The 24,593-nt window shown below is 37.4% G+C and carries 33 protein-coding genes and 1 riboswitch; of the genes, 22 read left to right on the top strand and 11 right to left on the bottom strand.

Annotated elements, in window-relative coordinates; all coding sequences use genetic code 11:
- The first annotated feature begins 58 nt into the window (after positions 1 to 58).
- Positions 59 to 826: a TerC family protein gene (locus IE339_RS10880; protein ID WP_242175915.1), complete on the top strand. Its 768-nt coding sequence runs from the start codon at positions 59 to 61 to the stop codon at positions 824 to 826.
- Between the two features lie 334 nt (positions 827 to 1,160).
- Here the strand turns inward: IE339_RS10880 and IE339_RS10875 are convergent, their stop codons facing one another.
- Positions 1,161 to 1,385: a hypothetical protein gene (locus IE339_RS10875; RefSeq protein WP_242175914.1), complete on the bottom strand. Its 225-nt coding sequence runs from the start codon at positions 1,383 to 1,385 to the stop codon at positions 1,161 to 1,163.
- Between the two features lie 171 nt (positions 1,386 to 1,556).
- Positions 1,557 to 1,823 carry a hypothetical protein gene (locus IE339_RS10870; protein WP_242175912.1) on the bottom strand — a complete coding sequence of 89 codons (267 nt, stop codon included), beginning with the start codon at positions 1,821 to 1,823 and terminating at the stop codon, positions 1,557 to 1,559.
- Positions 1,824 to 2,028: 205 nt separating this feature from the next.
- Here IE339_RS10870 and IE339_RS10865 point away from each other — a divergent pair, with 205 nt between their 5' ends.
- The 4 genes from IE339_RS10865 to IE339_RS10850 all read left to right on the top strand — a co-directional run bounded on the left by IE339_RS10865 (position 2,029) and on the right by IE339_RS10850 (position 5,249).
- Entirely contained in the window at positions 2,029 to 2,205 is a 177-nt protein-coding gene (locus IE339_RS10865; protein ID WP_315907218.1) for a Spo0E family sporulation regulatory protein-aspartic acid phosphatase, read from the top strand.
- A gap of 1,030 nt (positions 2,206 to 3,235) precedes the next feature.
- The gene (locus IE339_RS10860) at positions 3,236 to 4,150 is read left to right on the top strand and encodes a LysR family transcriptional regulator (protein WP_242176164.1); all 915 of its coding nucleotides are present in this window, start codon (positions 3,236 to 3,238) and stop codon (positions 4,148 to 4,150) included.
- Between the two features lie 75 nt (positions 4,151 to 4,225).
- A complete protein-coding gene (locus tag IE339_RS10855; RefSeq protein ID WP_242175911.1) occupies positions 4,226 to 4,723 on the top strand; it encodes a phosphoribosylanthranilate isomerase in 498 nt (165 codons plus the stop codon).
- A 130-nt stretch (positions 4,724 to 4,853) separates the two neighbouring features.
- Entirely contained in the window at positions 4,854 to 5,249 is a 396-nt protein-coding gene (locus tag IE339_RS10850; protein WP_242175910.1) for a hypothetical protein, read from the top strand.
- A 248-nt stretch (positions 5,250 to 5,497) separates the two neighbouring features.
- On the opposite strand, the gene IE339_RS10845 is transcribed toward IE339_RS10850, so the two are convergent.
- Positions 5,498 to 5,980 (bottom strand): hypothetical protein, encoded by a 483-nt coding sequence (locus tag IE339_RS10845; protein WP_242175909.1) that lies wholly within the window; start codon positions 5,978 to 5,980, stop codon positions 5,498 to 5,500.
- Between the two features lie 168 nt (positions 5,981 to 6,148).
- Here IE339_RS10845 and IE339_RS10840 point away from each other — a divergent pair, with 168 nt between their 5' ends.
- From IE339_RS10840 to IE339_RS10830, 3 genes are all read left to right on the top strand, one after another.
- Complete coding sequence (locus IE339_RS10840; protein ID WP_242175908.1) at positions 6,149 to 6,538, top strand: hypothetical protein; 390 nt, start codon at positions 6,149 to 6,151, stop codon at positions 6,536 to 6,538.
- A 114-nt stretch (positions 6,539 to 6,652) separates the two neighbouring features.
- Positions 6,653 to 6,895, top strand: coding sequence for a hypothetical protein (locus IE339_RS10835; RefSeq protein ID WP_242175907.1), 243 nt, complete (start codon positions 6,653 to 6,655; stop codon positions 6,893 to 6,895).
- A gap of 54 nt (positions 6,896 to 6,949) precedes the next feature.
- Positions 6,950 to 7,099, top strand: coding sequence for a hypothetical protein (locus IE339_RS10830; protein ID WP_242175906.1), 150 nt, complete (start codon positions 6,950 to 6,952; stop codon positions 7,097 to 7,099).
- Here IE339_RS10830 and IE339_RS10825 read toward each other — a convergent pair.
- From IE339_RS10825 to IE339_RS10815, 3 genes are all read right to left on the bottom strand, one after another.
- A complete protein-coding gene (locus tag IE339_RS10825; protein WP_242175905.1) occupies positions 7,096 to 7,314 on the bottom strand; it encodes a hypothetical protein in 219 nt (72 codons plus the stop codon). The two genes, IE339_RS10830 and IE339_RS10825, sit on opposite strands and share 4 nt — an antisense overlap.
- A 316-nt stretch (positions 7,315 to 7,630) precedes the next feature.
- Positions 7,631 to 8,053, bottom strand: coding sequence for a hypothetical protein (locus tag IE339_RS10820; protein ID WP_242175904.1), 423 nt, complete (start codon positions 8,051 to 8,053; stop codon positions 7,631 to 7,633).
- Positions 8,054 to 8,102: 49 nt separating this feature from the next.
- Positions 8,103 to 8,456 (bottom strand): hypothetical protein, encoded by a 354-nt coding sequence (locus IE339_RS10815; RefSeq protein ID WP_242175903.1) that lies wholly within the window; start codon positions 8,454 to 8,456, stop codon positions 8,103 to 8,105.
- A gap of 390 nt (positions 8,457 to 8,846) precedes the next feature.
- Here IE339_RS10815 and IE339_RS10810 point away from each other — a divergent pair, with 390 nt between their 5' ends.
- The gene (locus IE339_RS10810; protein WP_242175902.1) at positions 8,847 to 9,083 is read left to right on the top strand and encodes a DUF3953 domain-containing protein; all 237 of its coding nucleotides are present in this window, start codon (positions 8,847 to 8,849) and stop codon (positions 9,081 to 9,083) included.
- Positions 9,084 to 9,285: 202 nt separating this feature from the next.
- On the opposite strand, the gene IE339_RS10805 is transcribed toward IE339_RS10810, so the two are convergent.
- Positions 9,286 to 9,510 carry a hypothetical protein gene (locus tag IE339_RS10805; protein ID WP_242175901.1) on the bottom strand — a complete coding sequence of 75 codons (225 nt, stop codon included), beginning with the start codon at positions 9,508 to 9,510 and terminating at the stop codon, positions 9,286 to 9,288.
- 539 nt (positions 9,511 to 10,049) lie between these two features.
- On the opposite strand from IE339_RS10805, the gene IE339_RS10800 reads away from it, so the two are divergent.
- From IE339_RS10800 to IE339_RS10780, 5 genes are all read left to right on the top strand, one after another.
- On the top strand, positions 10,050 to 10,469 hold the full coding sequence (locus IE339_RS10800; protein WP_242175900.1) for a hypothetical protein: 420 nt from the start codon (positions 10,050 to 10,052) through the stop codon (positions 10,467 to 10,469).
- A 294-nt stretch (positions 10,470 to 10,763) separates the two neighbouring features.
- On the top strand, positions 10,764 to 11,222 hold the full coding sequence (locus tag IE339_RS10795; protein ID WP_242175899.1) for a YhfM domain-containing protein: 459 nt from the start codon (positions 10,764 to 10,766) through the stop codon (positions 11,220 to 11,222).
- A gap of 471 nt (positions 11,223 to 11,693) precedes the next feature.
- Complete coding sequence (locus IE339_RS10790; protein ID WP_242175898.1) at positions 11,694 to 12,146, top strand: hypothetical protein; 453 nt, start codon at positions 11,694 to 11,696, stop codon at positions 12,144 to 12,146.
- Positions 12,147 to 12,311: 165 nt separating this feature from the next.
- On the top strand, positions 12,312 to 12,497 hold the full coding sequence (locus tag IE339_RS10785; protein ID WP_053400399.1) for a hypothetical protein: 186 nt from the start codon (positions 12,312 to 12,314) through the stop codon (positions 12,495 to 12,497).
- Between the two features lie 204 nt (positions 12,498 to 12,701).
- Positions 12,702 to 13,184, top strand: coding sequence for a hypothetical protein (locus tag IE339_RS10780; protein ID WP_242175897.1), 483 nt, complete (start codon positions 12,702 to 12,704; stop codon positions 13,182 to 13,184).
- A gap of 39 nt (positions 13,185 to 13,223) precedes the next feature.
- Here the strand turns inward: IE339_RS10780 and IE339_RS10775 are convergent, their stop codons facing one another.
- Together IE339_RS10775 and IE339_RS10770 are read right to left on the bottom strand one after the other, a co-directional pair.
- Positions 13,224 to 13,889, bottom strand: a complete 666-nt coding sequence (locus IE339_RS10775) for an alpha/beta family hydrolase (protein ID WP_242175896.1) — start codon at positions 13,887 to 13,889, stop codon at positions 13,224 to 13,226.
- A 73-nt stretch (positions 13,890 to 13,962) separates the two neighbouring features.
- A complete protein-coding gene (locus IE339_RS10770; RefSeq protein ID WP_242175895.1) occupies positions 13,963 to 14,592 on the bottom strand; it encodes a LysE family translocator in 630 nt (209 codons plus the stop codon).
- A 180-nt stretch (positions 14,593 to 14,772) separates the two neighbouring features.
- On the opposite strand from IE339_RS10770, the gene IE339_RS10765 reads away from it, so the two are divergent.
- The 8 genes from IE339_RS10765 to IE339_RS10730 all read left to right on the top strand — a co-directional run bounded on the left by IE339_RS10765 (position 14,773) and on the right by IE339_RS10730 (position 21,724).
- On the top strand, positions 14,773 to 15,528 hold the full coding sequence (locus tag IE339_RS10765; protein WP_242175894.1) for a YqcI/YcgG family protein: 756 nt from the start codon (positions 14,773 to 14,775) through the stop codon (positions 15,526 to 15,528).
- On the top strand, positions 15,503 to 15,814 hold the full coding sequence (locus IE339_RS10760) for a cupin domain-containing protein (RefSeq protein ID WP_053400395.1): 312 nt from the start codon (positions 15,503 to 15,505) through the stop codon (positions 15,812 to 15,814). Before IE339_RS10765 ends, IE339_RS10760 begins: the two co-directional genes overlap by 26 nt.
- Positions 15,815 to 15,826: 12 nt before the next feature.
- Positions 15,827 to 16,411 carry a cysteine hydrolase family protein gene (locus IE339_RS10755; RefSeq protein WP_242175893.1) on the top strand — a complete coding sequence of 195 codons (585 nt, stop codon included), beginning with the start codon at positions 15,827 to 15,829 and terminating at the stop codon, positions 16,409 to 16,411.
- A gap of 102 nt (positions 16,412 to 16,513) precedes the next feature.
- The gene (locus IE339_RS10750; protein WP_053400393.1) at positions 16,514 to 17,008 is read left to right on the top strand and encodes a GNAT family N-acetyltransferase; all 495 of its coding nucleotides are present in this window, start codon (positions 16,514 to 16,516) and stop codon (positions 17,006 to 17,008) included.
- 248 nt (positions 17,009 to 17,256) lie between these two features.
- Positions 17,257 to 17,345, top strand: a riboswitch (SAM riboswitch).
- Between the two features lie 78 nt (positions 17,346 to 17,423).
- The gene (locus tag IE339_RS10745) at positions 17,424 to 18,659 is read left to right on the top strand and encodes a carboxylate--amine ligase (protein WP_242175892.1); all 1,236 of its coding nucleotides are present in this window, start codon (positions 17,424 to 17,426) and stop codon (positions 18,657 to 18,659) included.
- 16 nt (positions 18,660 to 18,675) lie between these two features.
- On the top strand, positions 18,676 to 19,731 hold the full coding sequence (locus IE339_RS10740) for an LLM class flavin-dependent oxidoreductase (RefSeq protein WP_242175891.1): 1,056 nt from the start codon (positions 18,676 to 18,678) through the stop codon (positions 19,729 to 19,731).
- Between the two features lie 12 nt (positions 19,732 to 19,743).
- The gene (locus IE339_RS10735; RefSeq protein ID WP_242175890.1) at positions 19,744 to 20,631 is read left to right on the top strand and encodes a sulfite exporter TauE/SafE family protein; all 888 of its coding nucleotides are present in this window, start codon (positions 19,744 to 19,746) and stop codon (positions 20,629 to 20,631) included.
- A gap of 190 nt (positions 20,632 to 20,821) precedes the next feature.
- Positions 20,822 to 21,724 carry a CPBP family intramembrane glutamic endopeptidase gene (locus IE339_RS10730; RefSeq protein WP_242175889.1) on the top strand — a complete coding sequence of 301 codons (903 nt, stop codon included), beginning with the start codon at positions 20,822 to 20,824 and terminating at the stop codon, positions 21,722 to 21,724.
- A 43-nt stretch (positions 21,725 to 21,767) separates the two neighbouring features.
- On the opposite strand, the gene IE339_RS10725 is transcribed toward IE339_RS10730, so the two are convergent.
- Both IE339_RS10725 and IE339_RS10720 read right to left on the bottom strand, forming a co-directional pair.
- The gene (locus IE339_RS10725; protein ID WP_242175888.1) at positions 21,768 to 22,391 is read right to left on the bottom strand and encodes a flavin reductase family protein; all 624 of its coding nucleotides are present in this window, start codon (positions 22,389 to 22,391) and stop codon (positions 21,768 to 21,770) included.
- A gap of 709 nt (positions 22,392 to 23,100) precedes the next feature.
- Positions 23,101 to 24,036, bottom strand: coding sequence for an LAGLIDADG family homing endonuclease (locus IE339_RS10720; RefSeq protein ID WP_242176162.1), 936 nt, complete (start codon positions 24,034 to 24,036; stop codon positions 23,101 to 23,103).
- Positions 24,037 to 24,593 lie beyond the last annotated feature (557 nt).

Here is a 24,593-nt window from a genome sequence, read left to right as displayed (position 1 = left end):
TCTAATAAAAACAAACCGTGGAACTAAATGAGGTTTATTTGAGAAAGGCGGAGAATGAATGGGATCCATTTGGATTGAATATGGCTGGGCATTATTAATTTTAATCGGCCTAGAAGGTTTATTATCAGCAGACAATGCTCTTGTACTGGCAGTCATTGCGAAACACTTGCCGGATGATCAGAAGAAAAGAGCCATTAACTATGGAATTATTATAGCCTTTATTTTTCGATTTGGTGCTCTTTTTGCGATTTCATTTATCGCAAATGTATGGTGGGTTCAAGCGGTAGGAGCAGCTTATTTATTGTATTTAGGATTGAAACATATTCTTAAAGACAAGTTTGGGAAAAAGGACGTAAATCAACACGAAGAAGAAAAGTCCGCTGGAAAAGGATTTTGGCCTACGGTAGGGAAAATTGCGCTAGCTGACCTTGCTTTTGCCATTGATTCTATATTAGCGGCAGTAGCGATAGCTCTTGGACTTCCTGATTCTAAGTTTCGAGAAATAGGGGGTATGGATGGTGCACAGTTTTTAGTTGTTGTACTTGGTGGGATTGCAGGCCTTATCTTAATTAAGTTTGCAGCAACTTGGTTTGTAAAGCTACTTGAAAAGAGACCAGCATTAGAAACCACTGCCTATGCCATTGTTGCTTGGGTAGGTGTAAAGCTAGCTGTCATCACGCTTGCTCACAAGGATATCGGCGTTTTAGATCCACATTTTCCACACAGTGCCTTATGGACGCTCATTTTCTATGGTGTGTTAGTCGCAATTGCCCTGATTGGTTGGTTCTCACCTAGAAACAAACGATCTAATAGTTCTGTAACTTAAAAATGGAATCCGATCGTCTTAGCTTCAGCTATCACCATCATTTCTGCATTTGTTATCGACAAGTAACCCCTGATGGAAATAAATTAGAATTTATCCCGATGCTAGAAGGAAAACCGAGAGATTTAGACTACGTCCCTTACTTAAGCGAGTGGAATAAATTATCTCATTCTTAAAAAATGGTTTACTACGAACAGTCGAAAGAGAGATTGCGCATCTTATTTTATTTACAGATTTAGAAAATTGTTACCGACAATTCTCATAAAAACAGAGGATATTCGTTTATCAATATCCTCTGTTTTGCATTTCACTCCAAAATGAAGTGAAGGTTAAAAACCTATTTTCTTATGTAACGAATTATACCAGCTAAAATTCCGATTATAAGCGAAAGGGGGACAGCGGCTAGTATTACGTAAGTAGCTCCAAATCCCACTCCGTCTATGTACGTTGGATCATCAGTTATACGATTTTCTTCGATTTTAAACCAAAGTAACACGACACCCACCATTACAAAAAAAGAAACAATAGTAGTCAGTAAAAATGTCCCAAGCGCTCTAGCCATCGATTCACCCTTTATTTACGTTATGGCTTCTATTATACCAACAAGGACAAAAGTTCTCGATCTTTATTGAGTACGGATAGGGTGAAGAAAGGGCGTATTTTTAATCCATTATTTATTTCGGTGTAGTATTGGGAGTTCGTCTTTTTTATTGTTCAATTTTATCGTAAAGCATTACGGTTGGTTCCAAAAAAACGTAGAAGCTAATGGAACAACAACTGAAAACAAAAGAACAAATGAATTTCCAGCGATCCCGAAAACTTTTAATGTACTTTTATGGCTTTTTAATGCAATAAATAAGCCAATGATTGGGAAAATCACACAAATTACAATCATGACAGGACCTGAAAACAGATCGCCAACGGTCGTAAATAGTGCGAATCCTAATACGACAATTGAAATGATAAATAGAAAAACGGATAACATATCTAATTTTTTCATTCCATAACCCCTCTCTTTACATGGATTATATCATAAAAATATCCTTATTTTTACAGTTGGTAAAACCTATTATTTGTTTTTCTGTATCTTTAAATAAAAATACATCGTAAACGAACTATATTATGTGTAATTATTGGTTTATTTTGTCAAAAATGATAAAATGAAGAAAGAATGTTATCATAAAAAAGCCTAGGTGGTTATAAAATTGGAAGATGACCGAAGTATGTTTCAGATTGAACTGATTGAAAAAATAGAAGTAACGAGAGCGGACATGATTAGTTTAGGGTTAGAAGAGGGATTTACAAGCGAAAATACCCTACAGATGAGTCAGTTTTTAGATGAATTATTAAATCAACTGTATCAAATTAGTATCCGTCATTAGGACAACCTTTTTATCTTCTCTAAAACCTATTCTTGCCCAGACGGATTATGGGCATTTTTTATTTTGTTCAGTTGCTTATAATAAAGAAGAACGAAAAGGATCAATCGAAGTTTTATCCACAAAATGAGTTAATGAAACAATCGTAGCGGAGATGAATCATACACGGTTATATCTATTTCTTACCTATCTATCTTTTACTTTAATACAGATCACACATCTTTGTATAATACATAACTATAAGCAATGAGCTGATATGTAAGGAGTTTGATGATCCAGATGCTTCGATCAATACGACATTTAGAAGTTACGTAAAATTAAAGGACGAAGAGGAGACTACTTTACACTTATTAACGGATTGGACTAGAGACTTCTTTGACCATCCTTCTTGTTTTCTAGAAGGGTGGTTTTATGACCCAATTCCAGATCACCCTTACCACGGGAAAAAGATCGTTCAGTTTATCATTTCTCTTATTATAGAAGAAATAGGGACACAGCCAACTGAAGTTTACTCTGTTCACGTGCATCCTGATGGATACTACGCATGTGCGTTTGAAGAGTATGTATTCAAGGCGAATAGTGGATTGTATTTATTTAGTATGCAAACACATGATTAGTTTCAGCATTTGCTATTAGCGAGATCTAAAGAAAATGGTAGTGAAACAAAACAGCGCCTCTAGCGGGCGCTGTTTTGTTTGGTAGATTTGTTATTGTAGCAACTATATAACGGTGTCTATTTCTTGTTTTTGTTTATGAAGCAACTGGTTTATTCCTTCTGCATTTGTTACTTCGTTGCAATAACGGCACGAATAATTTCATTCCAATAATGAGAAAAGCTTTTTCCAGACTTTTGTTTTATCTTCATTGGCACAACTTTCTTTTTGTCTTCTTTTTTTGTAGTCATGTTCATTTCCTCGCATTCTATTATTGTTGTGGTTCGATTTACCATATTTTATAATGATTGTATGAATCGATACAGATGAACATTTTGATTGAATCAATCGAAATATCCGATTAGAGGAGAGTGAGCACCATCGAGATCAAGCAACTCATTACGTTTAAAACAGCTGCAGAGACGTTGAATTTCACGTATACAGCGAAGCTATTAAATTTTGCTCAATCAAGCGTGACCGCACAAATCAAGGCGCTTGAAGCAGAGCTTGAAACACCGTTATTTGAACGCCTTGGAAAACGTTTGGTCTTAACTGAACAGGGACGGGAGTTCAAACGATATGCGGATCAAATGATTCAATTAACGAAAGAAGCAAAGAATGCAGTCGGCGGGATAGATGAGCCTTCAGGTACGCTGGTAATTGGCGCATCTGAGAGCTTGTGTACCTATCGACTTCCTTCCATATTAAAAGCATTCAAGGACCAATTTCCGAAGGTTAAAATTATTTTTAAACCCATTGATTCCAGAGAGCAAACAAGACTTCAACTATTAGACGGAACGCTTGACATTGCGTTTACGATTGAACCGATTCAATACCGAGATGTTACGTTACATACTCAGTGTCTTCTAAAAGAAGCGTTAAAGATTGTGGCTTCACCTAGTCATCTACTAGCGAATGAGACTGAGATTCAGTTAAAAGATCTTGAGAACGAAACGCTTTTATATACAGAAGCAGGCTGCTCTTACCGAGTCGTACTAGAAGATTTGTTTCAGGAATTCGGAATTTTTACGTCAAATACGTTTGAATTTGCAAGTATCGAAGCTATTAAGCAATGTGTGCGATTAGACTTAGGTGTAGCGATATTACCGGAGATGGCGATAAAAGAAGAACTTCAAACGGGCACCTTAACAGAACTCGTTTGCAACAACATTCATACACCTCTTCATACGCAAATGATCTGGCACAAAGACAAATTCATGTCGATTCAACTACAGTCTTTTATTGATCTCGTAAATCGTACGTTTGATGGGGATCGTTTGCTTACATCGGTCTAGAATTTTGGTATGTCAGGCTACGATAAATAATTGCGAGATAAGCAGAGATAGTTGAACGAAAAAGGAGACGAACAAATGAATAATCAAAAATTTAATGAGTTTATAACCATTGCGAAAAAATTAAATGACCTTAAGATTATCCCGTTGTTAATGGGATCTGTTGGCTTAGAAGTACTGACAAATAGGAGCTGGGATGCAAAAGATGTGGATATTCATGTACCTGGTGATCCGAGAGGTTGGGAAGTACCACCTGAGCAATCAATACATAGCTGGAGTGACATTGTGAGTATGATGGAAGTAATGAGCTATCGTCTCGTTGATTTACATGAGCATGAGTTTTCAAAAGACGGTATGTCCGTTGAATTTGGCATTATGGACACCTTACCGGCTTTTGCAGGTATAGCATTAGAAGATTTAGAGATTCATAAAAAAGAAGATGTTTCGTATTATTTGCTTAATCATTCCCAATACTTACGTGTATATGAGGCCTCGTCTCAAGACAGCTATCGGGCAGATAAAAACAACCATAAAGACCTTGCGAAAATTGATTTTTTAACAGAGGCGGTACGATAACTAACAAGCCCAGTGTATAGTAATTCTAGGCCTGTATCAAAACACCTTCTTCCTTTTATTGTAAAAATAATAAAGGAACGGCTTCTACCTATACAAGGAAGATAAACTTTCAGATTCTAAAGGACACAACATGAAGAAAAGTATTGAACAAAAGCTACAAATCCTAGTAAGCGAACCATTTTCGTATTTCGGGAGATCTTCCAATTTATTCTGGTTTGGATTTTGCGATCTTGTAAGAATACCTGAAAGAAGGGTGACTGAAAGAGAAGTTGCAACGTATGCTCTTCATGTACAAACCGCTTGGAAATTACAAAATGATCATAAAATTTTAGTCGTCACTATGGACGTATACAGACCGTCATCCATCATTAAAGAAGAGGACTTTGATTGGGAAGAACCCGGAAACAGTCTTTTTGATGAAAAAACCGTTTTTTTGCTGGAAAAATTAGTGCACGCAAAAGTAGTAGTGGAAGGGATTTATGTCTCTAACTTGGAAGACATAACCATTCTATTTTCAAACGCATGAATGCTGGATGTATTTCTTGACTCGTCAAATGAAGAGGAATGGAGGAGGATTTTTAGAAGCGGAGATCATGACTCTCATATGGTGATAACGGGTGAGGGAATAGAGGAGGATTGAGCGCCAAGTCATATCAATTCTTTATAGAAAAACAATGATCGTACGGTAAAAGTGAAATACGAACAACAAAAGAAAAACCAGTAACACAATGAACAGTTACCGGTTTTTCTTTTGTTTAAAGGTAAATTCTAGCGTTAACGCTTAACGGCGAGTTCTCTTTCTTTTTGATAGCTTGCCCATGCATTCATTAAGCCCTCGTGAAATTGTTTTGGATGTTGCATGCGCTGAAATTCGATCTGATAAGCAGGGGTTCTCGTACCATCTTTTTGCCGCTTAAAAATCGCTTCATGGTATTGATAATGAGGAAAGATGATGGTGGATCTTTCTAAATACAACCCTTGAAAGAATTCGATTTTTTCGATTTCGTACCAGTATACTTTCGTACCATCTAAATCAATCACGACACCTTCGTCATCCCAAGAAAACCCTTCGCTTTGTCTTCGCGCCTTTTCGTAATAGACCGCATATCCTAGGATAAAAATGGATACAAACATGGACACAGCCCACCAAATTGAAACGCTTTCTGATAGAACCCAAATGATATTGATTCCTAGCCAAACGAACCCAAAAGCAGCCGAGGAAATAACAGGGACTATGGACGGTTTATATGTTTTCATTTATAGGCCTCGCTTTTTGTAAGAATAAATAAACAGACAATGATGTGTTTATCTTACCACAGAATTTCGGAATTATAGACCAGCTCATTTTTATGGATAAATATTTTTTGTAACATTTATCCATATTGATCGTCTAAGTTTATATTGTAGACGAAAGGAGTGTTTGGTTTGAAAAAATTAATGGTGATCAGCGCACTATTAGTCGTCTTAACAGGGTGTGAAAGCGGAGAGGCTGCGGTTACTTCAACAGATTGTCGTGCAGTAAAAGAAGAGACTGTGAGTCAAAACAAGAAAACGAATTTAGTTACTGAATCTGCTTCAAAATATCCTTCTAATGAGCAAATTGGATATGTAAAAGGGCTATCACCAAAAAAATTAGGATTGTCTAAAACGGCATCAGATAACAAAGTGAGTATTTATGTGGATTTAACGCACGTTGACGCTCGGGTAAAAGCAAAGCTTAGAGAGGGACAGAAAATAAAGATTACGTACTCACGTGTTTATTTTTCTAGTCCTGCTATTGCCGTTCCTATTACTTTGCAAATGATACATGAATAATAGCCCTTTCACTTGAGGGCTATTACATTTATCTAAGTGCACAAAAGGATTGTTAATACTTAAAGCAATACAGGCATATGTATAGTGATACAAGCTTATTTACATAGTAGAAGAATGGTGGAGAATAGTTTCGATCAATCAGGCTTTGTATGGCAAGAAGACAGAACAGGTTTCTTCTTTCAAAAGCTGCATCTGTCTCAACCAACCCCGAACGTACCTCACGTGATTGAAAATGGAGATGTACATACCATAATTTCTGTCAAAGAACAGCAAATGATTGAGCATTCTTCTCTTACAGGAGGCTTTGTTCCACAAGCGAATGGCGATGGCTTCTTTTTTATAAAAGACAAGCGCTAAATATTTTCTACTACAAATCTACGTATAAAAAGCTGCGAATAGGACTAAAGCAGAATGAAGTCAAACGTTTTTTATAAAACGTTTTCTGTAGGGATTAATGCATACACTCAGCAAGAAGAAGTATTTGTGAAAGAAGTTAAGTTTTTAACAAGTGAACACCACAAAAAAAGCGATCCAACCCGTGGACCGCTTCTTTGCGGTTAACGCCCTCGCACAATTTGAATGAGGGTAATGGCTATAAATATTCCAAACCCCACCAAATGTAGTTTGGCCATCTTGCGGTGAATGGCTGCGGTACTTCGTAATTGCTTCGTTTCAGTAGCTTTTTGAAGTGCTTTTTTATACTTTATTTTTTCTAGATAAGAAGAGATGAAATACAATAAAATGACTGCGATTAAAACCATTCTTGAATACGTCATGTTTTTCCTCTTTTTTTCTTTTTTGACAACTATATCATTAGTATAATAAAAGAGAAGTATAAATCAAAGGCTAGATCTGTTTACGAATGATATGTTAGAAGCAAGGCAAGGCGTGGGAACAAATGAAAACTCCAAAGACAACTTACTCCAAAGTAATTCGTGAATAAAAGAAGCATATCGCAATGCAAAATGCTTCTTTTTTTGCTTTCTTTATCTAGTTAAGAATAAAGATGTTCTATAAACCAATGCATTTGGAACTTTTCACGAACGACTGGCTTGAGATTGAGAAGTAGGCTTCTCGAATGATTCAAATGGTTCACCGTTCAATTCGGATAAGCATTTTTTCATCAATATGTAGTAAGTCAATATCAAGGTTATCTAGGTGAACGGTACAATCATTTTCCTGTTCCTCATTCTCTTCACCTAAATAACAAACGTATAGTTCACAGTAATCGCCTGGTGAAAGCAAGTCCATTAATAGATCGCATAAGTATTGAAACGTCTTTTTTGATTTTTGGTAATTATGCGGTGAATGTACCTTATGATATTCGGTGAGTTGCCAGATGGGTTCACCTTTTTCTGCAATCTCATAAACATACGGGGTGCTAAAGTGTTTCTCCCTGATTGTGTTTCGGTTTTCTGCTTCGGAGAAAACATAATCGATGTCAACTTCATTGTCTGTTACATATTCGCAGCGCTGTACAGTGCTGTTTAGGCCGATATAAGTGACCATACTCATTTTTACAAACTCCTTGCCATAGAAATAATTAGATGTATATAAAAGTGCTTTAGTTTAGTGTACTGCCGTCCAAATTAAACAAGTAGTCTTCTGGTATAGAGCGCTTTAATTTTTTGAATGAATACTCATTGGTGTCTCTGCTATATAGGGTAAGACCTACTTCGTCCACGATAATAATGGAATGGGTATTTGAGATATCAACGCTTTTAAATTCTACAAGTCCATTGTTATTTCTTGTAGGATACAGGTCCTTTTCAGAAAGTCCTTGACCACTAAAAATGAAAACTTCCATTCCAGCCAACACTAAATCAACTGTGTGACTACCCAATTCTGCTAAGATGTTCGTGTCATCAACACGAATGCTAATACAAGTCGAAGGATGCTTATAATGGGGAATGTTCAATTTTGAAGCAATCCTTGTAAAGTTTCCAAATAGATCTGAATCTACTACAAAAAATAGGGGGAAATTAAGCATATTTTGAATGATTGGATACAAAAAGCCAGTATCAATGTCTCTAATTCCGATGTTTACTACTTTAAATGTGTCTTTGGGTATAAGTAAGGCTTGTTGGGCGCTTTGGTCTGAGAATTGAATGAAATATTATTTTTTCAATTCATTTCCTCCTATCTAGGTTGTTAGTTACTACCACATAAGTATGAAATACATAATACCATTATTGTGAAATGTAGTCTTCTGTTTTTGTTCCAATTATTCATTATCTAACCAATTGCAAAGGTAGGAAGTGGGGAGTTTCTAGAACAGGTTTGTTTTAAGAAGAAAGGTGGGATAAATTTGTTAAAAATTCTTCGTTATGTGTTATCAGTCATAACTCTTTTATTTGTTTCTTATGGACTAATTACAAAAGATTTTAAGTTTGGGAATATTATGTTGTTTCTTTTCTTTGGTCTAACAATGTTGGTGTTGGGGATTGAAGAAATTCAACGAGAACGAGAAGTAATGGGATGGCTTCTAATTGCTGCTTTTTTATTTTCATTATATGTATCAATTGAAGGGTTCCTCATAAGCTAAAGATTGCATGAATTTAGTAATTTTTAGAGAAACCCATTTATTAGAATTTGTCTAAATTTTCGTTCAATTGACAACATTAAAACTAAGTACTGGAAAGGAAGTCGTTATAAAAAAAGAAAAACAGCCCCATTAAGAAATTGAACGGATCTGTTTCTTGTTTTACGTATGAAGATTATGTATGTTGAAGCGCTGCGTCTGTCTACTAAAGAACAACTACTCCAATAACAATTAGGGCAATGCCTGTAGATGCAACAAAACTCTTGTACACTCTCTTTGGGAATTTGCTTAGTAATGCAAACAAAGCATCCCACACTAATTCACCGCTGATACCAAAGTTTTTATAATCCTTATCCTTCATTTTAAATAAAGAAGAAAAAAGCACAATGACTCCCCATAAAATAAGAAGTACTCCTAAAACTAACTTCATCTGTCTTTCACCTGTCCTCTTTGCTTTAAACGATTCAGGGGAATGTACCCGGGCCTTACTTACTTGTTAGCGCCGTGAATAGTCTATAGATAAGCGCTTCCCCTAATAATAAAATAGTGACGCACACGGGTATAAACCACCATCCGAATTCTGTCCAATAAATTGAGGAAGTTATCCCCACACATAGATACCAAGCTAGTCGGATGATCCGATAGGAACGCTTCATATCAACAATCCTTACGTTGCATTGTTCACTAGTCTCAACGCATTGTTGCAAAACTCCTGAAATACATTAGATTTAGATTTTTCATCGGTGTCCTTATTGTCCTTCGAATTAACCACAGCAATTTTATGTATTATAGCCTACATACAACTAAAAAAGCCATAATGAATGATTCGTTATGGCTTTTTATGTTCGGTAAAAAGTCTCTAAACTCAATATGGTAATTTATGTTAAAATAAACAAAGAGAACTTTGTAAGTGGATTGAATAGAAAGAAATTCCCTACGTGTATATATAGAGGAGGGGGTACAGTACATATGAAAACCAAACATATTCTTTATTCGTTGCTTGCTATAGTCGTTCTTTTCTTTTCATTTAAACTTTATGACAAGTATAAGGAAAAAAACTTTGCTGATGAAATGAATTACAATCCATCTAGTTTTGAGTCGTTGACATTTTCAGATAAAAAAAGCTTAGCTTGGAGAGAAGACACGAAAGAACCCGCGGAAAAGTTGATGAACTATCTAAATAACTACCAAATCAAAAAAAATGATAAGTGCACCTTTTATTCTACAAAAGGATTTGAATTTACCATTCGTTCAAAAGATGGAAAGGAAAAGTATGTATCTATTTTCAACAACTGCGCTTATATAATGGATTATGGATTAGTTGAAATTGTTAATGGACCAGTTGATATGAGCTGGGTACAAAAATTCGATGAAGCATATGAAAAATAGAGAAGATGCGATTTTGATTTTCGACAACTTCATTAAACCGTAAAAGGAACACTATTTTGTGCTCCTTTTATTTCTGTCCAGAATAAAGTAACTTACTATCGCTCTCGTTCTATTGCTCCGATATTGAAGTAACCTCAATAAAAGAAACATCTTATCGTCTATAAGGGATACAGGACGTCTAAATAAGAACTGTTGCCCATAACTACGTGGTTAATATTTATCTATTGTAACAATCACAGGGTTTTTATCGTCTAATTTGAATAATGGGTATTGAAATTTAGGAGGTAATAACATTTGAAGAGGATTTTCTTTTTGGCCTTATTCTTAGCCTTTCTATCTTTATTTGCTTTTGGTTGTCAATCGAAAGAAGCATCTACTGAATCCACTGTTAAATCATCGCCTACATCTGAAAGTAACAAGTCACTCTCAATTGATAACGGTTTTACACGCATTACCGTTTCAAAACCAAAAGGATTTAATAAAACCACTTTTGAGGATCAAGAATCTTTAAAAACCTTTGCAGACATTTTTTCACGTGCAGTAAGAGAACCAGGTAAAGTTGATATGGATATTCCCGAAGTTTATATAGAAGTAGTTTATGATAAGGACAAACAACAAAGTCTATATTTAAGGATAGGGGAAAAGGGACAAAGAAGTACATTTATGAAACCAGACGATACAAGCACCATCTATACTGTTCCAAATAAAATTACCGATAAATTGATTAAATTGGTTGGAGCTCAGTATAAATAGGACCTTATCCATTAAGCACAAAAATGGTAAAGTAGAGGACAAAGATAAAGGTTTAACATCAAGAATTATCAAAAAGGGCAGGAGGTTGTGGCTTGGGTAGATGCCGTAATAGACACATCAAATCCTGGCATTAAATATCGAGATAACATCGCCAAAGCAATAATACACATAGGATTAAGGGACTTTAAAATAATCGGAAGTCCCTTTTTAGTTTTCTTACCTTTTATACGGCAATTATTTATGCCAATTTACTTGTTGATTTTACTGTTAAATGGGTTGTGAATTTGAGTTTTGTCCTTAAAAACCGAACCCTTTAGAAAAAGAGGTCCCTATTTTCACATTCAGACATAAAGACGTAGTAAACCAACAATTAGACTTAGATGTTTTTAACGTATAATGAACGGTATATACCGAGCACTACTTACATAGAAAAACAGAATAAAGCGAATAAATGTGAAAGAGGAATGGAAAATGAGTGAGAAACAAGTGAAAAAAAAGAAAAAGTGGAAGCGCAGCACGAAAATCATTCTGTCTATCATTGCTGTTATCGTGATAGGAATTACGTGGTTAGTCTTAGACAGCGTATTTTGGTTGCGCAGTTTGGAGTATCCTATTGGTAGGGACACTGTAGATACATTCGAAAAAAACCGTTTTGAGATTGCAGGTGCGCCAGATATGGACTCACCAGAAATGGACAATAACTACGTGCTATTCGATCATAGGAAACCAGTGCTTGATGAGGTTGTTTTAGAACACATAGTTCAGACGTATGAAGGCGATCATAGTTTTTACATTGTAAATAAAGCCAGAAACTATGCGGTAATTAACACAGAGAAACACACGTTACGTGTCTATAAGTCCTTAAAGGATCTTTCGAAGAAGCAACAAGAAGAAATTAAACACGGTGAAATAACGAAGTATTGATCATAAACACAAATAAAGCGCACCCGTACATTTTTCGGGTGTGCTTTTGTCTATGCTGTCGCCACCATTTGAAATCCATTTTTTTGAAACTTACACGAAGCTGAACCGTATTAAAGAAGAGAAGGTTTGGTATGACTAAAAAACGTAAGAAAAGGTGGGATTGCAATGGAACAGAAAGAATGCCTTAAATGCAAGGGTACGGAGTTTGTAGAAGGTACAGATTTTATGCCCATTAAAACAAGTTATATGTCTATGAAGGGTGCTAATAAAATTTTTACCTTTTGCTTAAATTGCGGTGAGGTAGATTCAATACGTATTGAAAACACGACTCTTTTTAAAAAGAATAGATAGATTGGGGATTTGCGCACTGTGTACGGATCTTCATAATTAGAGCCCACCTGACAAATATCCAGGTGTGTCTTTCTGTATTTATGCTATAAAATATACCTAAACCGTATAAGGGAATAAAAAAACTTTCATGTAGTTTCCCGCTGTATATGGGTGGGGAAAAAGCACTCTAGTCTTTTAATCATCATAGCTGAGGTGACAACAGAATTGTATAAAATTTCGCGCTGGTTTATCGGAGTACTTTTAACAGTAGGGACGAGCTTTTTAGTAGGGGTCATTTTTATTTTGCCTCAAGAAATGTCTTTTTTCAAAGTGAGTGATATCTTCCTTTTTGTCGTTTCACTTGTTATTTCACTCACGTTTACGATCTACGGTATTTATTTATTTCAAATGAGAAGACAAGGTCGACATTTTTATTGGGACGATGAAGGAATTGTGGTCGATTTAAAAGGGAATAAGGTCTACTGGCATGAAATAGAAAGTATTTCGCTTAGCAACTACCAAGGAAAAAAAGCAACGCTTATTTACCTTCATTATACTCATCATGAATCCATACGAGTTCGTTTCCAAAAAATGTGGGGCACAACTGCTTATAGCATTGATTGGTTTTTTATCGAAAGAGGAAAAGCGTATCATAAAGGTTTAATGAAAAGATGGGAAGAACAACAGAAAAAGAAACATTTTTCGTAACAAATACCCTCACGCTAATGAAGCATGAGGGTATTTGTGTTAATTGGTCACCGTTTTTTTGACCGAGACGAATTCTTCAATGTGCTGCAGAACGTCACGCAATAGTCCAAGAGATTGATGAACATTATTCTTTTCTAAGGAATGATCCGCGCCTTCGATCTTCACAAAGTCAATACATTCACTGTTTTGCAGCTCTTCCGCCGCATGCACATCGTAAAAATCATCATTCGTTCCCATAATGGCAAGCGAACGGTTCTCACAGCGAAGCATATTTTCGTGTACGTTTCGCGCATTTAATAGCGGCGTGAGCCAGATCACATCGTGTTTGGCATAGGATGGTTCATGTGTAAGTATGTACGACAGAGCTGCTGTGCCAATAGATTTTGCGACAAATAGTACTTCTTCAAACTCATGGGTAGATAAGATAGTGTGGACGGCTGCTGTTACGTCTTGAATAATCATGTTGGTTTGTTCGCGCTCATTTAAATGTGCAAACGTTGGATGGATCTCATAATTGTAGTTGACGTGAAAAAGATCGTATCCGTTTTCGAGAAGCAGATTTCCTGAATAGTGCATAATTGGATGATGGTTTGTGTACCCGAGACCGGGCAACAAAATAGCAGCTTTTTTACTGTTGGTGCCTACATGTGTAATAGGGACTTCTTGTCCATGAAAACCAATGGCCGTTCGTTTTTCTATTTTCATATTCTCACCTCTAGAGATTTATATTCGACAGATTGCGAGGGAAATCCTGCTTTATTTTATAGTCACTAAATAGTTAAAGGTGTGAGATGAATTGAAACAAAAATTTAAATCCGAAATAGACAAGCACCGCACCTGCACTAAACGTAATAAGGCGTAAAATCGTTTCGTGCAGCAGTCTTCTTGAGAAGTGAACGGTAAAAGCAACGTTTAAATTCCACAATAAAACCCCTAGTAAAATAAAACCGCTATATAATAACGACGTTCCGAGACTATGGGCCTGAAGCGTCTCGCTAAGCGTTGATCCATAAACGCCAAACCAAAAGATGATATTAAGCGGATTAGTCATTGCAATTAAAAAGCCTGTTAAATATGATTTATGTGATCGTGTTTCATCCATTTGTGCGCCGAACGTGGAGCTAAACGACTGTTTAATGCTCTGGAATCCTACCCACAGCAACATAAGCGCACCAGCGCCATATACGATAAGCAGAACTCCTTCCTTTTGCAAGTACGGCGTAAGTCCCCAAAAGATAAACAGCATAAACAGCAGGTCAACCGTCATTCCGCCTAGACCTACTAGCCAGGAAGACCAAAAACCTCCAGAAATTCCGCGCTTAATCATTTCTAAATTAATCGGTCCAACGGGAGCCGCTAAACTTATTCCAAGCACCATATATTGTACGATCATAATCCAACCATCCATACGATCTTCCTTTCTTACAAGCTCTTATTACATCGTATGGGGCTGTCCACTAAAATTAGAAGCAATATTTTCGGTTTTCACTCATACATTTGTAACGTTAGCTTGATAAAGGGTACTTGTTTGGTTCATTTTCTAAAAGGAAGTGTAAGATGTCTTCTTTTTAGATAAAGGAGGATCTTCATGACGACATCTCAGATTTATACAGCAGGAAATGTTTTAGCATCGACTTCTCTTGGAACGTGGGAAAAAGAGTGCTTTTCGGTGTTTGAACACGATTTGGTTTCAAAGGATCGACCGTTTCCTTGTGTGTTAGGAGTAGAGGGATTTAAGCAGGATTTATTACGATTTTGCTTCGTATCAGCAGATGAAGGCGGCATAGAAAACCTTGCTGCATGTTTGTATCAGTATTTACAAGAATTTCGGACCATCGGACGATATACGTCATTTGTTGCTTTTTTTGAGCCAGGTGAAACGTTATCGCTTACAGAATACGAGCAGAAATTTTGGGATGTTCTTCAAGCGCTTCATGAACGGGATGAATATGAATGGCCAGAAGACACCCCTCAAGACCCGAGTCACCCGTTATGGGAATTTTGTTTTTCTGGGGAACCCATTTTCGTTGTATGTAATACACCCGCTCACTTAGAGCGAAAAAGCCGCGCTAGCAAGACGTTCATGATTACATTTCAGCCAAGATGGGTGTTCGAAGGATTAGATGAGACGAGTAAAAAAGGCCAGCATGTAAAAAAAATTGTTCGAAAACGACTGCAAACATACGATAACGTACCCGTTCATCCTGAATTAGGCTGGTACGGGCAAGCAAGTAACCGCGAATGGAAGCAATATTTTCTTCGCGACGATCAAGACGGATTACAGACATGTCCATTTCAAACGAAACGAGGGAAAGTGCATGCAAGTAAAAAGAGTCTCTATTAAAAAAGGATTTGGTGGCAGTTTAGAAGAAGTAGTTAGAAATCTACTCCCGACAGATACGGGATACGTTGAAGTGCAGCATGATGTAGCGCATAAAGAACATCCAACTCACACACATCCAACAGACGAAATTTTGCATATTTTAGAAGGATCCGTTTATTTTACAGCTGACGGTGAAACGGTGCTTTGCGAGGCAGGAGACCGGATTTTTTTACCGAGCGAGACCGTTCATTCCTCAAAAGCAGGTCCGGATGGCTGTGTGTACGTTATTTCCATTTTGAAAAATTAAAGGAGGTTATTTATGACCGCAACGAATCCTGTTTTAGTACTCATTGATGTGCAGCAAGGCTTTGAAGATCCTGCTTGGGGAGAACGTAACAATCCTCATGCAGAAGTGCAAATGAAACGCGTATTGGATACATGGCGAAAACAACAACTTCCCGTTATTCACGTTCAACACGCCTCAACGAATCCACAGTCTCCACTTCATCCGAAGCAGCCGGGCTTTCGGTTTAAGCAAGGATTTGATCCGCTAGATGATGAATATTTAGTGCGGAAACACGTCAACAGTAGCTTTATTGGAACAGAGCTTGACTCTTATTTGAAAGCAAACGGCGTAGAAACGCTGGTATTTGTAGGGCTTACCACAAATCACTGCATGTCAACAACCGTTCGAATGGCTGGAAATTTGGGCTATCGTTCCTATGTGTTACATGATGCGACAGCTTGCTTTGATGCGATATCATTTGACGGTAAGCACGTAAAAGCGGAAGATCTTCATTATGCTGCGCTCACGTCCCTTCACGGGGAATTTGCAACGGTCGTCTCAACCGAAGACATGATTAAAACCATCCAGGGGTTTAAACAAGGAGCTATTTCATCTTAAAAGCGCGTATGATCGCGTTTTTAAGATGCGAAAAAAATCCTTTTACGTTACGTTCAAATTTGTCATAATAGAATTATCACAAACGTAAAGGAAGAAACAGATATGACAACGATAAGAAAAGCAGCTCAAGCGGATCTACCAATTTTAACGGACATTTATAATCAGTCTGTGTTACATACGACTGCAACGTTTGATTTAACGCCTGTTACACCAAATGAGCGTCAAGGGTGGTTTGATGCGCATGGTGGTCGTTATCCACTGATCGTCGCAGAAGAAAATGGTGTGGTAATGGGATATGCGTCATTATCTTCTTTTCGGGACAAAGAGGCGTATAACGGTACTGTCGAACTTTCCGTCTACATTGACGAAGCTCATCAAGGAAAAGGATTAGGAAAGCTCTTGATGAGTGAAATTCTTCATCAAGCAAAGGAGCTTCATTATCATGTTGTAATCTCAGGGATTACAAAGGGAAATGATAAGAGTGTACAGCTTCATGCTCGATTTGGTTTTGAGTTTTGCGGAGAATTTAAGCAGGTTGGGTATAAGTTTGATGAATGGCAAGATGTGTTGTTTTATCAACTCATTTTAAACGCATGATCAAAAGAGAAGGGAGATCGTTTCGGTCTGCCTTCTTTTTTGATTTAAGCGATAAGCTCGGAAAGAAACTCTATTTAATAGGGGTTTCTTTCTTTGTTCTAAGGTTAGGTGAAGCATCCTTATTGCTTAACGACTTCTTGTACTAGATAAATCACACCAATATAAATGATGTATTCTAAATTTTCTTGACAATTCATTTCAAATCCCTTAATATCACATTAATATACTTGGTATTACAACGCATATACTTCTTATCAAGAGAGGCAGAGGGAATGGCCCTATGAAGCCTCGGCAACGGATTCCAACGGAACACCGTGCTAATTCCATTAGATGAGAAGAGGGTATAACGACATTCATCCTCTTTTCTTTGAAAAGAGGATTTTTTATTTAGAGAGAGTTGAGAGGAGAAGATGTAATGAATAAAACGTTTCACGTAGCAGGACCTGAACTGTGGGAAGAGATCGAGCAGCTCCCGAATGATCAGCATCCTGCCATTGTATTTAATAGTCACATCACAGGACTTGCCGTCGCAAGAAACTTAGGGAAAGAGGGAATCCCCGTCATCGCCTTAGATCGAGACGGCCGCGCTTATGGATTGCAGTCCAAATATGCAAATATTGCGGCATACTGTCCCAATCCGTTAGTAGATGAAGACGGATTTATTCAGCTTTTAATTGATATTGGCAAACGATTGCCGAAAAAAGGCGTTTTATTTCCTTCTAATGATGAATGGGTGTTTGCGGTATTGCGAAATCAAGATCAACTGAATGCGTATTACTTTATTCCCTTTTCTGAACTTGAAACAGTCGAGCGTATTTTAAATAAACGAACGCTTTACAAGGAATCCGAGCGCTTAGGAATACCGATTCCTAAAACGTGGTATCCAGAGGAAGGCGAATTAACGCACGTTCCGTTTCCATGCATTGTAAAACCTGTTGAACAACGAAGTTTTTATGATGCATTTCAAGTAAAAGTGTTTGAAGTGCACTCTCAGGATGAGTTAACGGACGTATTGAAAAAAACAAACGGACATGAGGTTGTTATTCAAGAGGTAATCGGTGAGAGTTTATCAGACTTTTATTCTCTTTGTTCCTATGTAAGTCCAAAGGGAGAAGCAAAGGGTGTTTTTGTGGGACAAAAGCTTGAGCAATATCCGTTGTCCTTTGGAACAGGCTGTTTAGTACGATCAGCTTACCGACAAGAAATTGTCGATGCAGGGATTCATATTTTACATACGCTCGGTTATCACGGCATTTCAGAAGCGGAGTTCATTTATGATAAACGAGATCAGACGTATAAGCTTTTGGATTTAAATACGCGTACATGGAAATGGATTGGGTTACCGGTCGCAGCAGGAATACCACTTCCATTGCTTGCTTACTTAGAAGCTATAGGAAAAGAAGCGCCTACCTATGGCAGGCAAAAAGAGCCGTTAAAGTGGGTGTATTTCCATGATTATTATCGATTAAAACAAGAGGGAGGAAGTGGAGGAACGACAGGACACTTAACAGATGATGAACTGTCAGCTATCGTTCGAGGACAGCTTCCAACGGAAACTCTCGTGGATGCGGTGTTTGACCAAGATGATTCTAATCCAGGCGTACAATTAATTAAAAACGGCTACGGCGATCAATACGTATGTCCGTGTTAATAAAGGGGAGATTGTGATGAGGTACGGATTTTGGTTACCGATTTTTGGTGGATGGTTACGAAATGTAGAAGATGAACATATGCCCGCAACGTTTGAGTATGCAAAGGAAGTCATTCAAAAGGGCGAAGAGTGGGGATTTGATACAACGTTAATTGCTGAATTAAATCTTAACGATATTAAAGGACCAAAAGAAGACTCTTTAGAAGCTTGGTCAACTGCTGCGGCGCTTGCAGCGGTGACGAATAAAATCGAAATTATGACGGCAGTTCGCCCAGGATTTCATTCACCTGCCGTAACGGCAAAGATGGCGGCGAATATCGATCATATTTCAAATGGACGTTTCACATTAAACGTCGTATCTGCGTGGTGGGCAGAAGAGGCGAAGCAATATGGAGGTGTGTTCACTGAACATGATGAACGATACGAGCGCACGGAAGAATTTATTGCGATTTTAAAAGGGCTGTGGGAGAACGAATCGTTTACGCATCACGGGAAATTTTATCAAATCGAGGATGCTAAGCTTGCTCCTAAACCTGTGCAGTCTCGACCAACCTTATATGCAGGGGGAGAAAGTCCTCGAGGAAAAGAGACGATCGCATCGTTTTGTGATGCCTATGTGATGCACGGCGGAACCGTTCAAGAAATCCGTCATAAAATAGGCGATATGAAGGAATTACGAGCGAAACATCATCCTCATGCGCCGTTTTCAACATTTGGAATGGCAGCTTATGTCATTTGTCGAGATACAGAGGAAGAAGCGCAAAAAGAGCTAACGCGCATTACCACAATCAAACAAGGCGATGCATACGCAGGATATCAGGATTTTGTTTCGAAATCGCAGCTAGAACAGCAAATAAAATTATATGATTATTCGGTGTCTAATCGTGGATTACGACCTCATTTAATTGGAACACCGCAACAAATTGCAAAGCAGATTTTAGCGTTTGAAGAAGCAGGACTTGATCTACTGTTATTGCAATGTTCTCCTCAGCTAGAAGAAATGGAACGTTTTTCGACTCAAGTAATGCCGTTAGTCGAATCGTTACGTTCGGGTCAAAAAACTTACAGATAGAAGGAGAGGCGCATGAAAAAACTAATTGTCTTTATTATTGTTGGATTTTTCGCTCAATTGATTGATGGATCGCTTGGAATGGCTTACGGCGTGACATCCACGTCCTTGCTGTTAGCTTTTGGTATAGCCCCAGCGATTGCTTCTGCTTCTGTTCATCTAGCAGAAGTCGTTACAACGGCAGCTTCTGGTGTTTCGCACATTAAATTTGGAAACGTCGATAAAAACATTATCAAAAGCATGACGATTCCTGGCGCAATTGGTGCATTTATCGGAGCTTGCTTTTTAAGTAATATTTCAGGAGATGTTGTAAAACCGTATATTGCTATTTTCTTATTTTTACTAGGTATTTATATCATTTATCGATTCGTGTATAAAAAGGTATCTCAATCAGCACCAGCGAAACCTTTTACAAAAAAACGTCTCGTACCGCTTGCGTTAGTCGCAGGTTTTGCTGATGCAACAGGTGGAGGTGGTTGGGGACCAATTTCAACGCCGGTTCTTCTAGCACATAAAGGAACGGAAACAAGGAAAATCATTGGTTCTGTGGATACGACGGAGTTTGCCGTATCGCTAGCAGCAACGATCGGATTCTTTATTTCACTCGGATGGCAGGACGTTAACTGGTTTTGGGTCGGGACGCTAATGGCCGGAGGATTAGTGGCAGCACCTATTGCGGCATGGCTCGTTAAAATCATTCCGTCTCATTTTTTAGGGATTTTAGTTGGCGGCTGTATATTATTAACGAATTCACGTACAGTCGTTCATTCAATTGGTCTTTCTTCAGCAGGAATTTATACGATCTATGCAGGCGTATTCGTATTTTGGTTCGTCTCGTTAATTTACCTACTGCAAAAGCGCAAACGTCACGTATTTCATGAAGTATCCAACAGCAATAGTTAAGAAAAGCTTGTAAGCTGTGTTCAGTTTACAAGCTTTTTTATGATTTCGTGATGAATAACGTTTTTTATGGATTATTTCACTCGTTCTACAAACCTAATGGTTCTGATATAATGAATTGGTAATTGTTTCATTATTTTCTATATTGATGGTGTTCTTTTATTTATTTCTAGTCTAAGAGGAGATTGATAATGTGAGAGGATATGAACGGGTAGAGGTAGGGAAAAATACGGGTGGACGATATACCGGTGCATTTTTTTCTACTTTAGGAATTTTACTTGTGGGTGCAATCATTGGCGTCTTTCTGTTAATACTTATCGTGGTATCAGATGGCAATAAAGATACTTATATTGATGCGTCTACATTTGAAATAGTAGGTCTGAATCCAATCGTAACACTTGCTATTTCGCACATTTCGTACTTATTTTGGTTATTAGGGATTTGGATCAGCGTTCGATTTATTCTAAAACGACCGTTCCGTACGTTGATTACACCGCTTCAACAGATTAACTGGAAGCGCATCTGGTTTGGATTTGGTATTTTTATTGTGCTGTATATACTTGTGTTAATCATTGATTTACTTGTTTTTGCTAGTTCGTATACGTGGAACGGATTCAGCAGTCAATTTGGTTGGTTATTGCTGTTTGTGCTCGTTTTAACGCCCATCCAAACGACGGTGGAAGAACTCTTTTTTAGAGGCTTCTTGCTTCAATGGTTTGCAAAAGGAATTAAAAATCATATTCTTTTAGCGCTCATTATAGGATTTATTTTCGGTGCTCTACACTTTACGAACCCAGAAATGACAAATTCGAAGCTATTTATGGGGCTAGATTATGTAATGGTTGGGTTTATGCTGACGATTATTGCGTTAAAAACCAAAACCCTTGAGTTTTCGCTTGCAGCACATGCGGCGAATAACATGTTTATATTTCTCTTCATTCAAATGGAGAATTCAGTAGGTGGAGATCTGCCGTCTTTATTTACAGTAGTGGGTCTGTCACCAAAAAGTGGTTTATTTCTTGATTTGTTGCTATTTGGTGCGTATTTGATCATTGCGATGAACTATATGAAAAAAGAAAAGGCGATACATTCATAAAAACAGCGCTAGGACCTAATGATCCTAGCGCTGTTTTTATTTATTAAGAAGGGCGTTCAATAGAGAAAATCTCCCCAAGCTTCGCATAATCCTGACCGGCAAGGCGACTAACAGGCTTTACTAAATCTGTACGAATATAGCCTTTTTCCTCGTCATAAAGCGCATCATCAATATGATAAGCAACAATTCGCCCAATTAGCAGATCACATGCGGGCTGTTCTTCTGTACCACCAACTTCTAAATGATGCTCAAGCGTACATTCAAAGCGAATACGTGCTTCTTTAAGACTCGGTACTTTTACACGGTCACTTGGAATCGTTGTAAGCGACGTATGAGACAGTTCACTTTCTTCTGGAGGAAGAGTTGCAGCCGTTTGGTTCATATCTTCAACGATATATTCATCTCCAAGATGCACCACAAATTCACCTTGTTGAATCGCATTACGCGCCGTATCTTTCTTTTCGTTTGAATTCGGATGGCGCTGTACAGCAACCGATACAAGGGGTGGATTCGCTGAAACGATATTAAAGTAGCTAAACGGCGCAGCGTTAATTGTTTCGTTCTCTGTTAAGGTTGTTACAAATGCCACTGGGCGAGGAATAATCGTACCTGTTAAAATTTTATAGTTATCGCGTTCAGATAATGTAGTTGGATCAATGGCTACCATTTCGTTCATTCCTTTCATATACGAATATGTAGGTTCTATTGTAACCAAAAGAAGGGAGGAAACAAAATAAATGAACGTATGAATGTGCTTATTGATTAAAATAAACGAGTGTAATGATAAATTGTCATTGTAAGCGCCATTCTCGTCAGAAAAGGATGAATAAAGAAAAGACGATAATTCCTATAGACGACCTTAAAAAAGCGCTTAAACGGTATTATAAGCGCCTAAAAGCGCATGTTGTGAAGGATCTAATTTAATTTGTTCATTTAGAACATAAAATAACAAAGAGAGAAGGATTTGTTATTGAAATACATGTTTATAACGAATGTGCGCGTTTATAATGATTGTTGGTGAAAGCGCATGACAAACATTAGATCATTTACAATTCAACATTCAACGATCACATGATCCAATCAAGGCATCATATTTAGAATGAACTTGTGGCTCAACGAACAGATTGATGCAATTGGTGCATTGTAATTCATTAGATGATTCTAGGATTGCTAATTATAATCATGATTAACTTGATCATAAAAAATCGATTGATTCACGTCTCTTCATTTTTCTTTAGTCTCATTATCTAAAGTATACTTATATTTTGAGACAAAAAATCTCATAATTTTTTAGGTACTTATAATATATATTATGTAAACAAGATAGTTGAAATTAAGTGATATGACATATTCTCATATCACTTATACTCTCCTTCTTAGTTTAGGTCTACAAAGTTCTTTTTAAATTGTTCGTCTTGCTTTAACCAGTTCTGTACGGTTTGTGGGGATATGCCAATATTCTCAACAGCCTTTTGTATCGATCTATGTTCTTTGTAATGGTTCAAGAACTGTTCCTTACGTTCTGCAGCAGCTTCTTTCGTGGATTTGTGTTTGCTGTTTTGTAATTGTTCTAGTGGGAGTGTTTCTCGTTGGAAGATATCAAACTTTCGCTTTAGATATAAACCTTTGTCTTGGTAAATCCAATCTGCAAATACTTTGAGCGTTCGACGTCCATATAAATAAAGCCTAAAATACCGTCCTTTATCAACAAAATCAGGCTGAAACCCATGCGCTTCAAGCACACCTTTTATCCCCAGCATAAAAGCTTTAGAACCCCCAACAAAGCTGACAACATACTTTGGATACGTGACGTTGCCATCTCCGTCAAAATAACCTCGAATAAAATGAGATAGTAAGTGCGCTGGTACATAAGGAAGTGTAATGGTTGTTGATTTATTTGGTGTAATTCCGTGTAGCGTCATGAGATCGTCTTTCATCGTTTTGCTATGAATGTTTAAGAGGTATACGCCTGTGCGCTCATTTTGATGTAGAGGTTGATCAGACTGAAGTTCATCTCGAATATGCTCTAGAATACCGGGCTCTTTTTGCGAAAAGCTAATACACTGCAACGTTTTTGAAATGACACCGTCCGCTGCAATAAACCCAAGGATGTACGCCATATTTGGTGACCACGTTTTAAAGTAATGCTCATTCACCGTATATTGGCGCTTCCAACTACCGTGCGGACGAAACGTTACATTCTCCTGATGAAGGATGTTTCGAACCTGACGAACTGATATACCAGCAAGGGCCGAAATATCAGTCGTACTCTTTCCGTCTTCGTACAACTTGACGATATGCGATTTCTCCATTTTGCGCTTTTTCAACGACTATCGCTTCCTTTCCTGATAAAATAGTGAGAATGCAGATGCATTTCTCAGTTTTATTATACAAACGTACGTTCTATTCACAAAGTAATAAGTAGGATAATAGTGGGTAAACATCCAAGTTGATGATTTCAATCACATATGTGGGTTTTTTGGATTATTATTCATGTCAAATTGTTAAAACCTCGTTAATTTTGCAATAAAATAATTTTTGGTGTATTTTAATTCATATTTCGTATGAATTCTATATGAAGAAAATGCTTTTTTAACACTGTCCTGTTAAGGTTTTACTTGTAGATATAGGAGAAATGGGTTATAATAAGCGTAATTTCAAACATATGCTTCATGCATAAAAAACAAAGGCCGCTATAGGTCTATATTTTAGTAATTCTTTTTTTACTTTTGACTTTACACATTGTTTAAATAAACTCGAAATTCAATTGAACGAAGGAGCGGTTACGATGAATATTACTATTTACTACGGAAATAACGAAGATAAAACGATTCATACAATGGATTGCCGCATTGATATTGAAGAAGAA

The sequence above is a fragment of the Priestia koreensis genome (assembly GCF_022646885.1).
Lineage (GTDB): Bacteria > Bacillota > Bacilli > Bacillales > Bacillaceae_H > Bacillus_AG > Bacillus_AG koreensis_A.
Note: the sequence above shows the minus strand (reverse complement) of the source record. Positions and strands in the feature narration are given on the sequence as shown.

Excerpts from the sequence above, each read along its gene's own strand:
- IE339_RS10850 (WP_242175910.1), top strand. The coding sequence starts at position 4,854 with ATGAAGAAAAGTATTGAACAAAAGCTACAAATCCTAGTAAGCGAACCA.
- IE339_RS10760 (WP_053400395.1), top strand. The coding sequence starts at position 15,503 with ATGCAAGTAAAAAGAGTCTCTATTAAAAAAGGATTTGGTGGCAGTTTA.
- IE339_RS10800 (WP_242175900.1), top strand. The coding sequence starts at position 10,050 with ATGAAAACCAAACATATTCTTTATTCGTTGCTTGCTATAGTCGTTCTT.
- IE339_RS10720 (WP_242176162.1), bottom strand. The coding sequence starts at position 24,036 with ATGGAGAAATCGCATATCGTCAAGTTGTACGAAGACGGAAAGAGTACG.
- IE339_RS10820 (WP_242175904.1), bottom strand. The coding sequence starts at position 8,053 with ATGAGTATGGTCACTTATATCGGCCTAAACAGCACTGTACAGCGCTGC.
- IE339_RS10845 (WP_242175909.1), bottom strand. The coding sequence starts at position 5,980 with ATGAAAACATATAAACCGTCCATAGTCCCTGTTATTTCCTCGGCTGCT.
- IE339_RS10770 (WP_242175895.1), bottom strand. The coding sequence starts at position 14,592 with ATGGATGGTTGGATTATGATCGTACAATATATGGTGCTTGGAATAAGT.
- IE339_RS10725 (WP_242175888.1), bottom strand. The coding sequence starts at position 22,391 with ATGGTAGCCATTGATCCAACTACATTATCTGAACGCGATAACTATAAA.
- IE339_RS10790 (WP_242175898.1), top strand. The coding sequence starts at position 11,694 with ATGAGTGAGAAACAAGTGAAAAAAAAGAAAAAGTGGAAGCGCAGCACG.
- IE339_RS10740 (WP_242175891.1), top strand. The coding sequence starts at position 18,676 with ATGAGGTACGGATTTTGGTTACCGATTTTTGGTGGATGGTTACGAAAT.
- IE339_RS10775 (WP_242175896.1), bottom strand. The coding sequence starts at position 13,889 with ATGAAAATAGAAAAACGAACGGCCATTGGTTTTCATGGACAAGAAGTC.
- IE339_RS10805 (WP_242175901.1), bottom strand. The coding sequence starts at position 9,510 with ATGAAGTTAGTTTTAGGAGTACTTCTTATTTTATGGGGAGTCATTGTG.
- IE339_RS10745 (WP_242175892.1), top strand. The coding sequence starts at position 17,424 with ATGAATAAAACGTTTCACGTAGCAGGACCTGAACTGTGGGAAGAGATC.
- IE339_RS10750 (WP_053400393.1), top strand. The coding sequence starts at position 16,514 with ATGACAACGATAAGAAAAGCAGCTCAAGCGGATCTACCAATTTTAACG.
- IE339_RS10785 (WP_053400399.1), top strand. The coding sequence starts at position 12,312 with ATGGAACAGAAAGAATGCCTTAAATGCAAGGGTACGGAGTTTGTAGAA.
- IE339_RS10835 (WP_242175907.1), top strand. The coding sequence starts at position 6,653 with ATGGTGGAGAATAGTTTCGATCAATCAGGCTTTGTATGGCAAGAAGAC.
- IE339_RS10875 (WP_242175914.1), bottom strand. The coding sequence starts at position 1,385 with ATGGCTAGAGCGCTTGGGACATTTTTACTGACTACTATTGTTTCTTTT.
- IE339_RS10765 (WP_242175894.1), top strand. The coding sequence starts at position 14,773 with ATGACGACATCTCAGATTTATACAGCAGGAAATGTTTTAGCATCGACT.
- IE339_RS10830 (WP_242175906.1), top strand. The coding sequence starts at position 6,950 with ATGAAGTCAAACGTTTTTTATAAAACGTTTTCTGTAGGGATTAATGCA.
- IE339_RS10735 (WP_242175890.1), top strand. The coding sequence starts at position 19,744 with ATGAAAAAACTAATTGTCTTTATTATTGTTGGATTTTTCGCTCAATTG.
- IE339_RS10755 (WP_242175893.1), top strand. The coding sequence starts at position 15,827 with ATGACCGCAACGAATCCTGTTTTAGTACTCATTGATGTGCAGCAAGGC.
- IE339_RS10825 (WP_242175905.1), bottom strand. The coding sequence starts at position 7,314 with ATGACGTATTCAAGAATGGTTTTAATCGCAGTCATTTTATTGTATTTC.
- IE339_RS10870 (WP_242175912.1), bottom strand. The coding sequence starts at position 1,823 with ATGAAAAAATTAGATATGTTATCCGTTTTTCTATTTATCATTTCAATT.
- IE339_RS10855 (WP_242175911.1), top strand. The coding sequence starts at position 4,226 with ATGAATAATCAAAAATTTAATGAGTTTATAACCATTGCGAAAAAATTA.
- IE339_RS10880 (WP_242175915.1), top strand. The coding sequence starts at position 59 with ATGGGATCCATTTGGATTGAATATGGCTGGGCATTATTAATTTTAATC.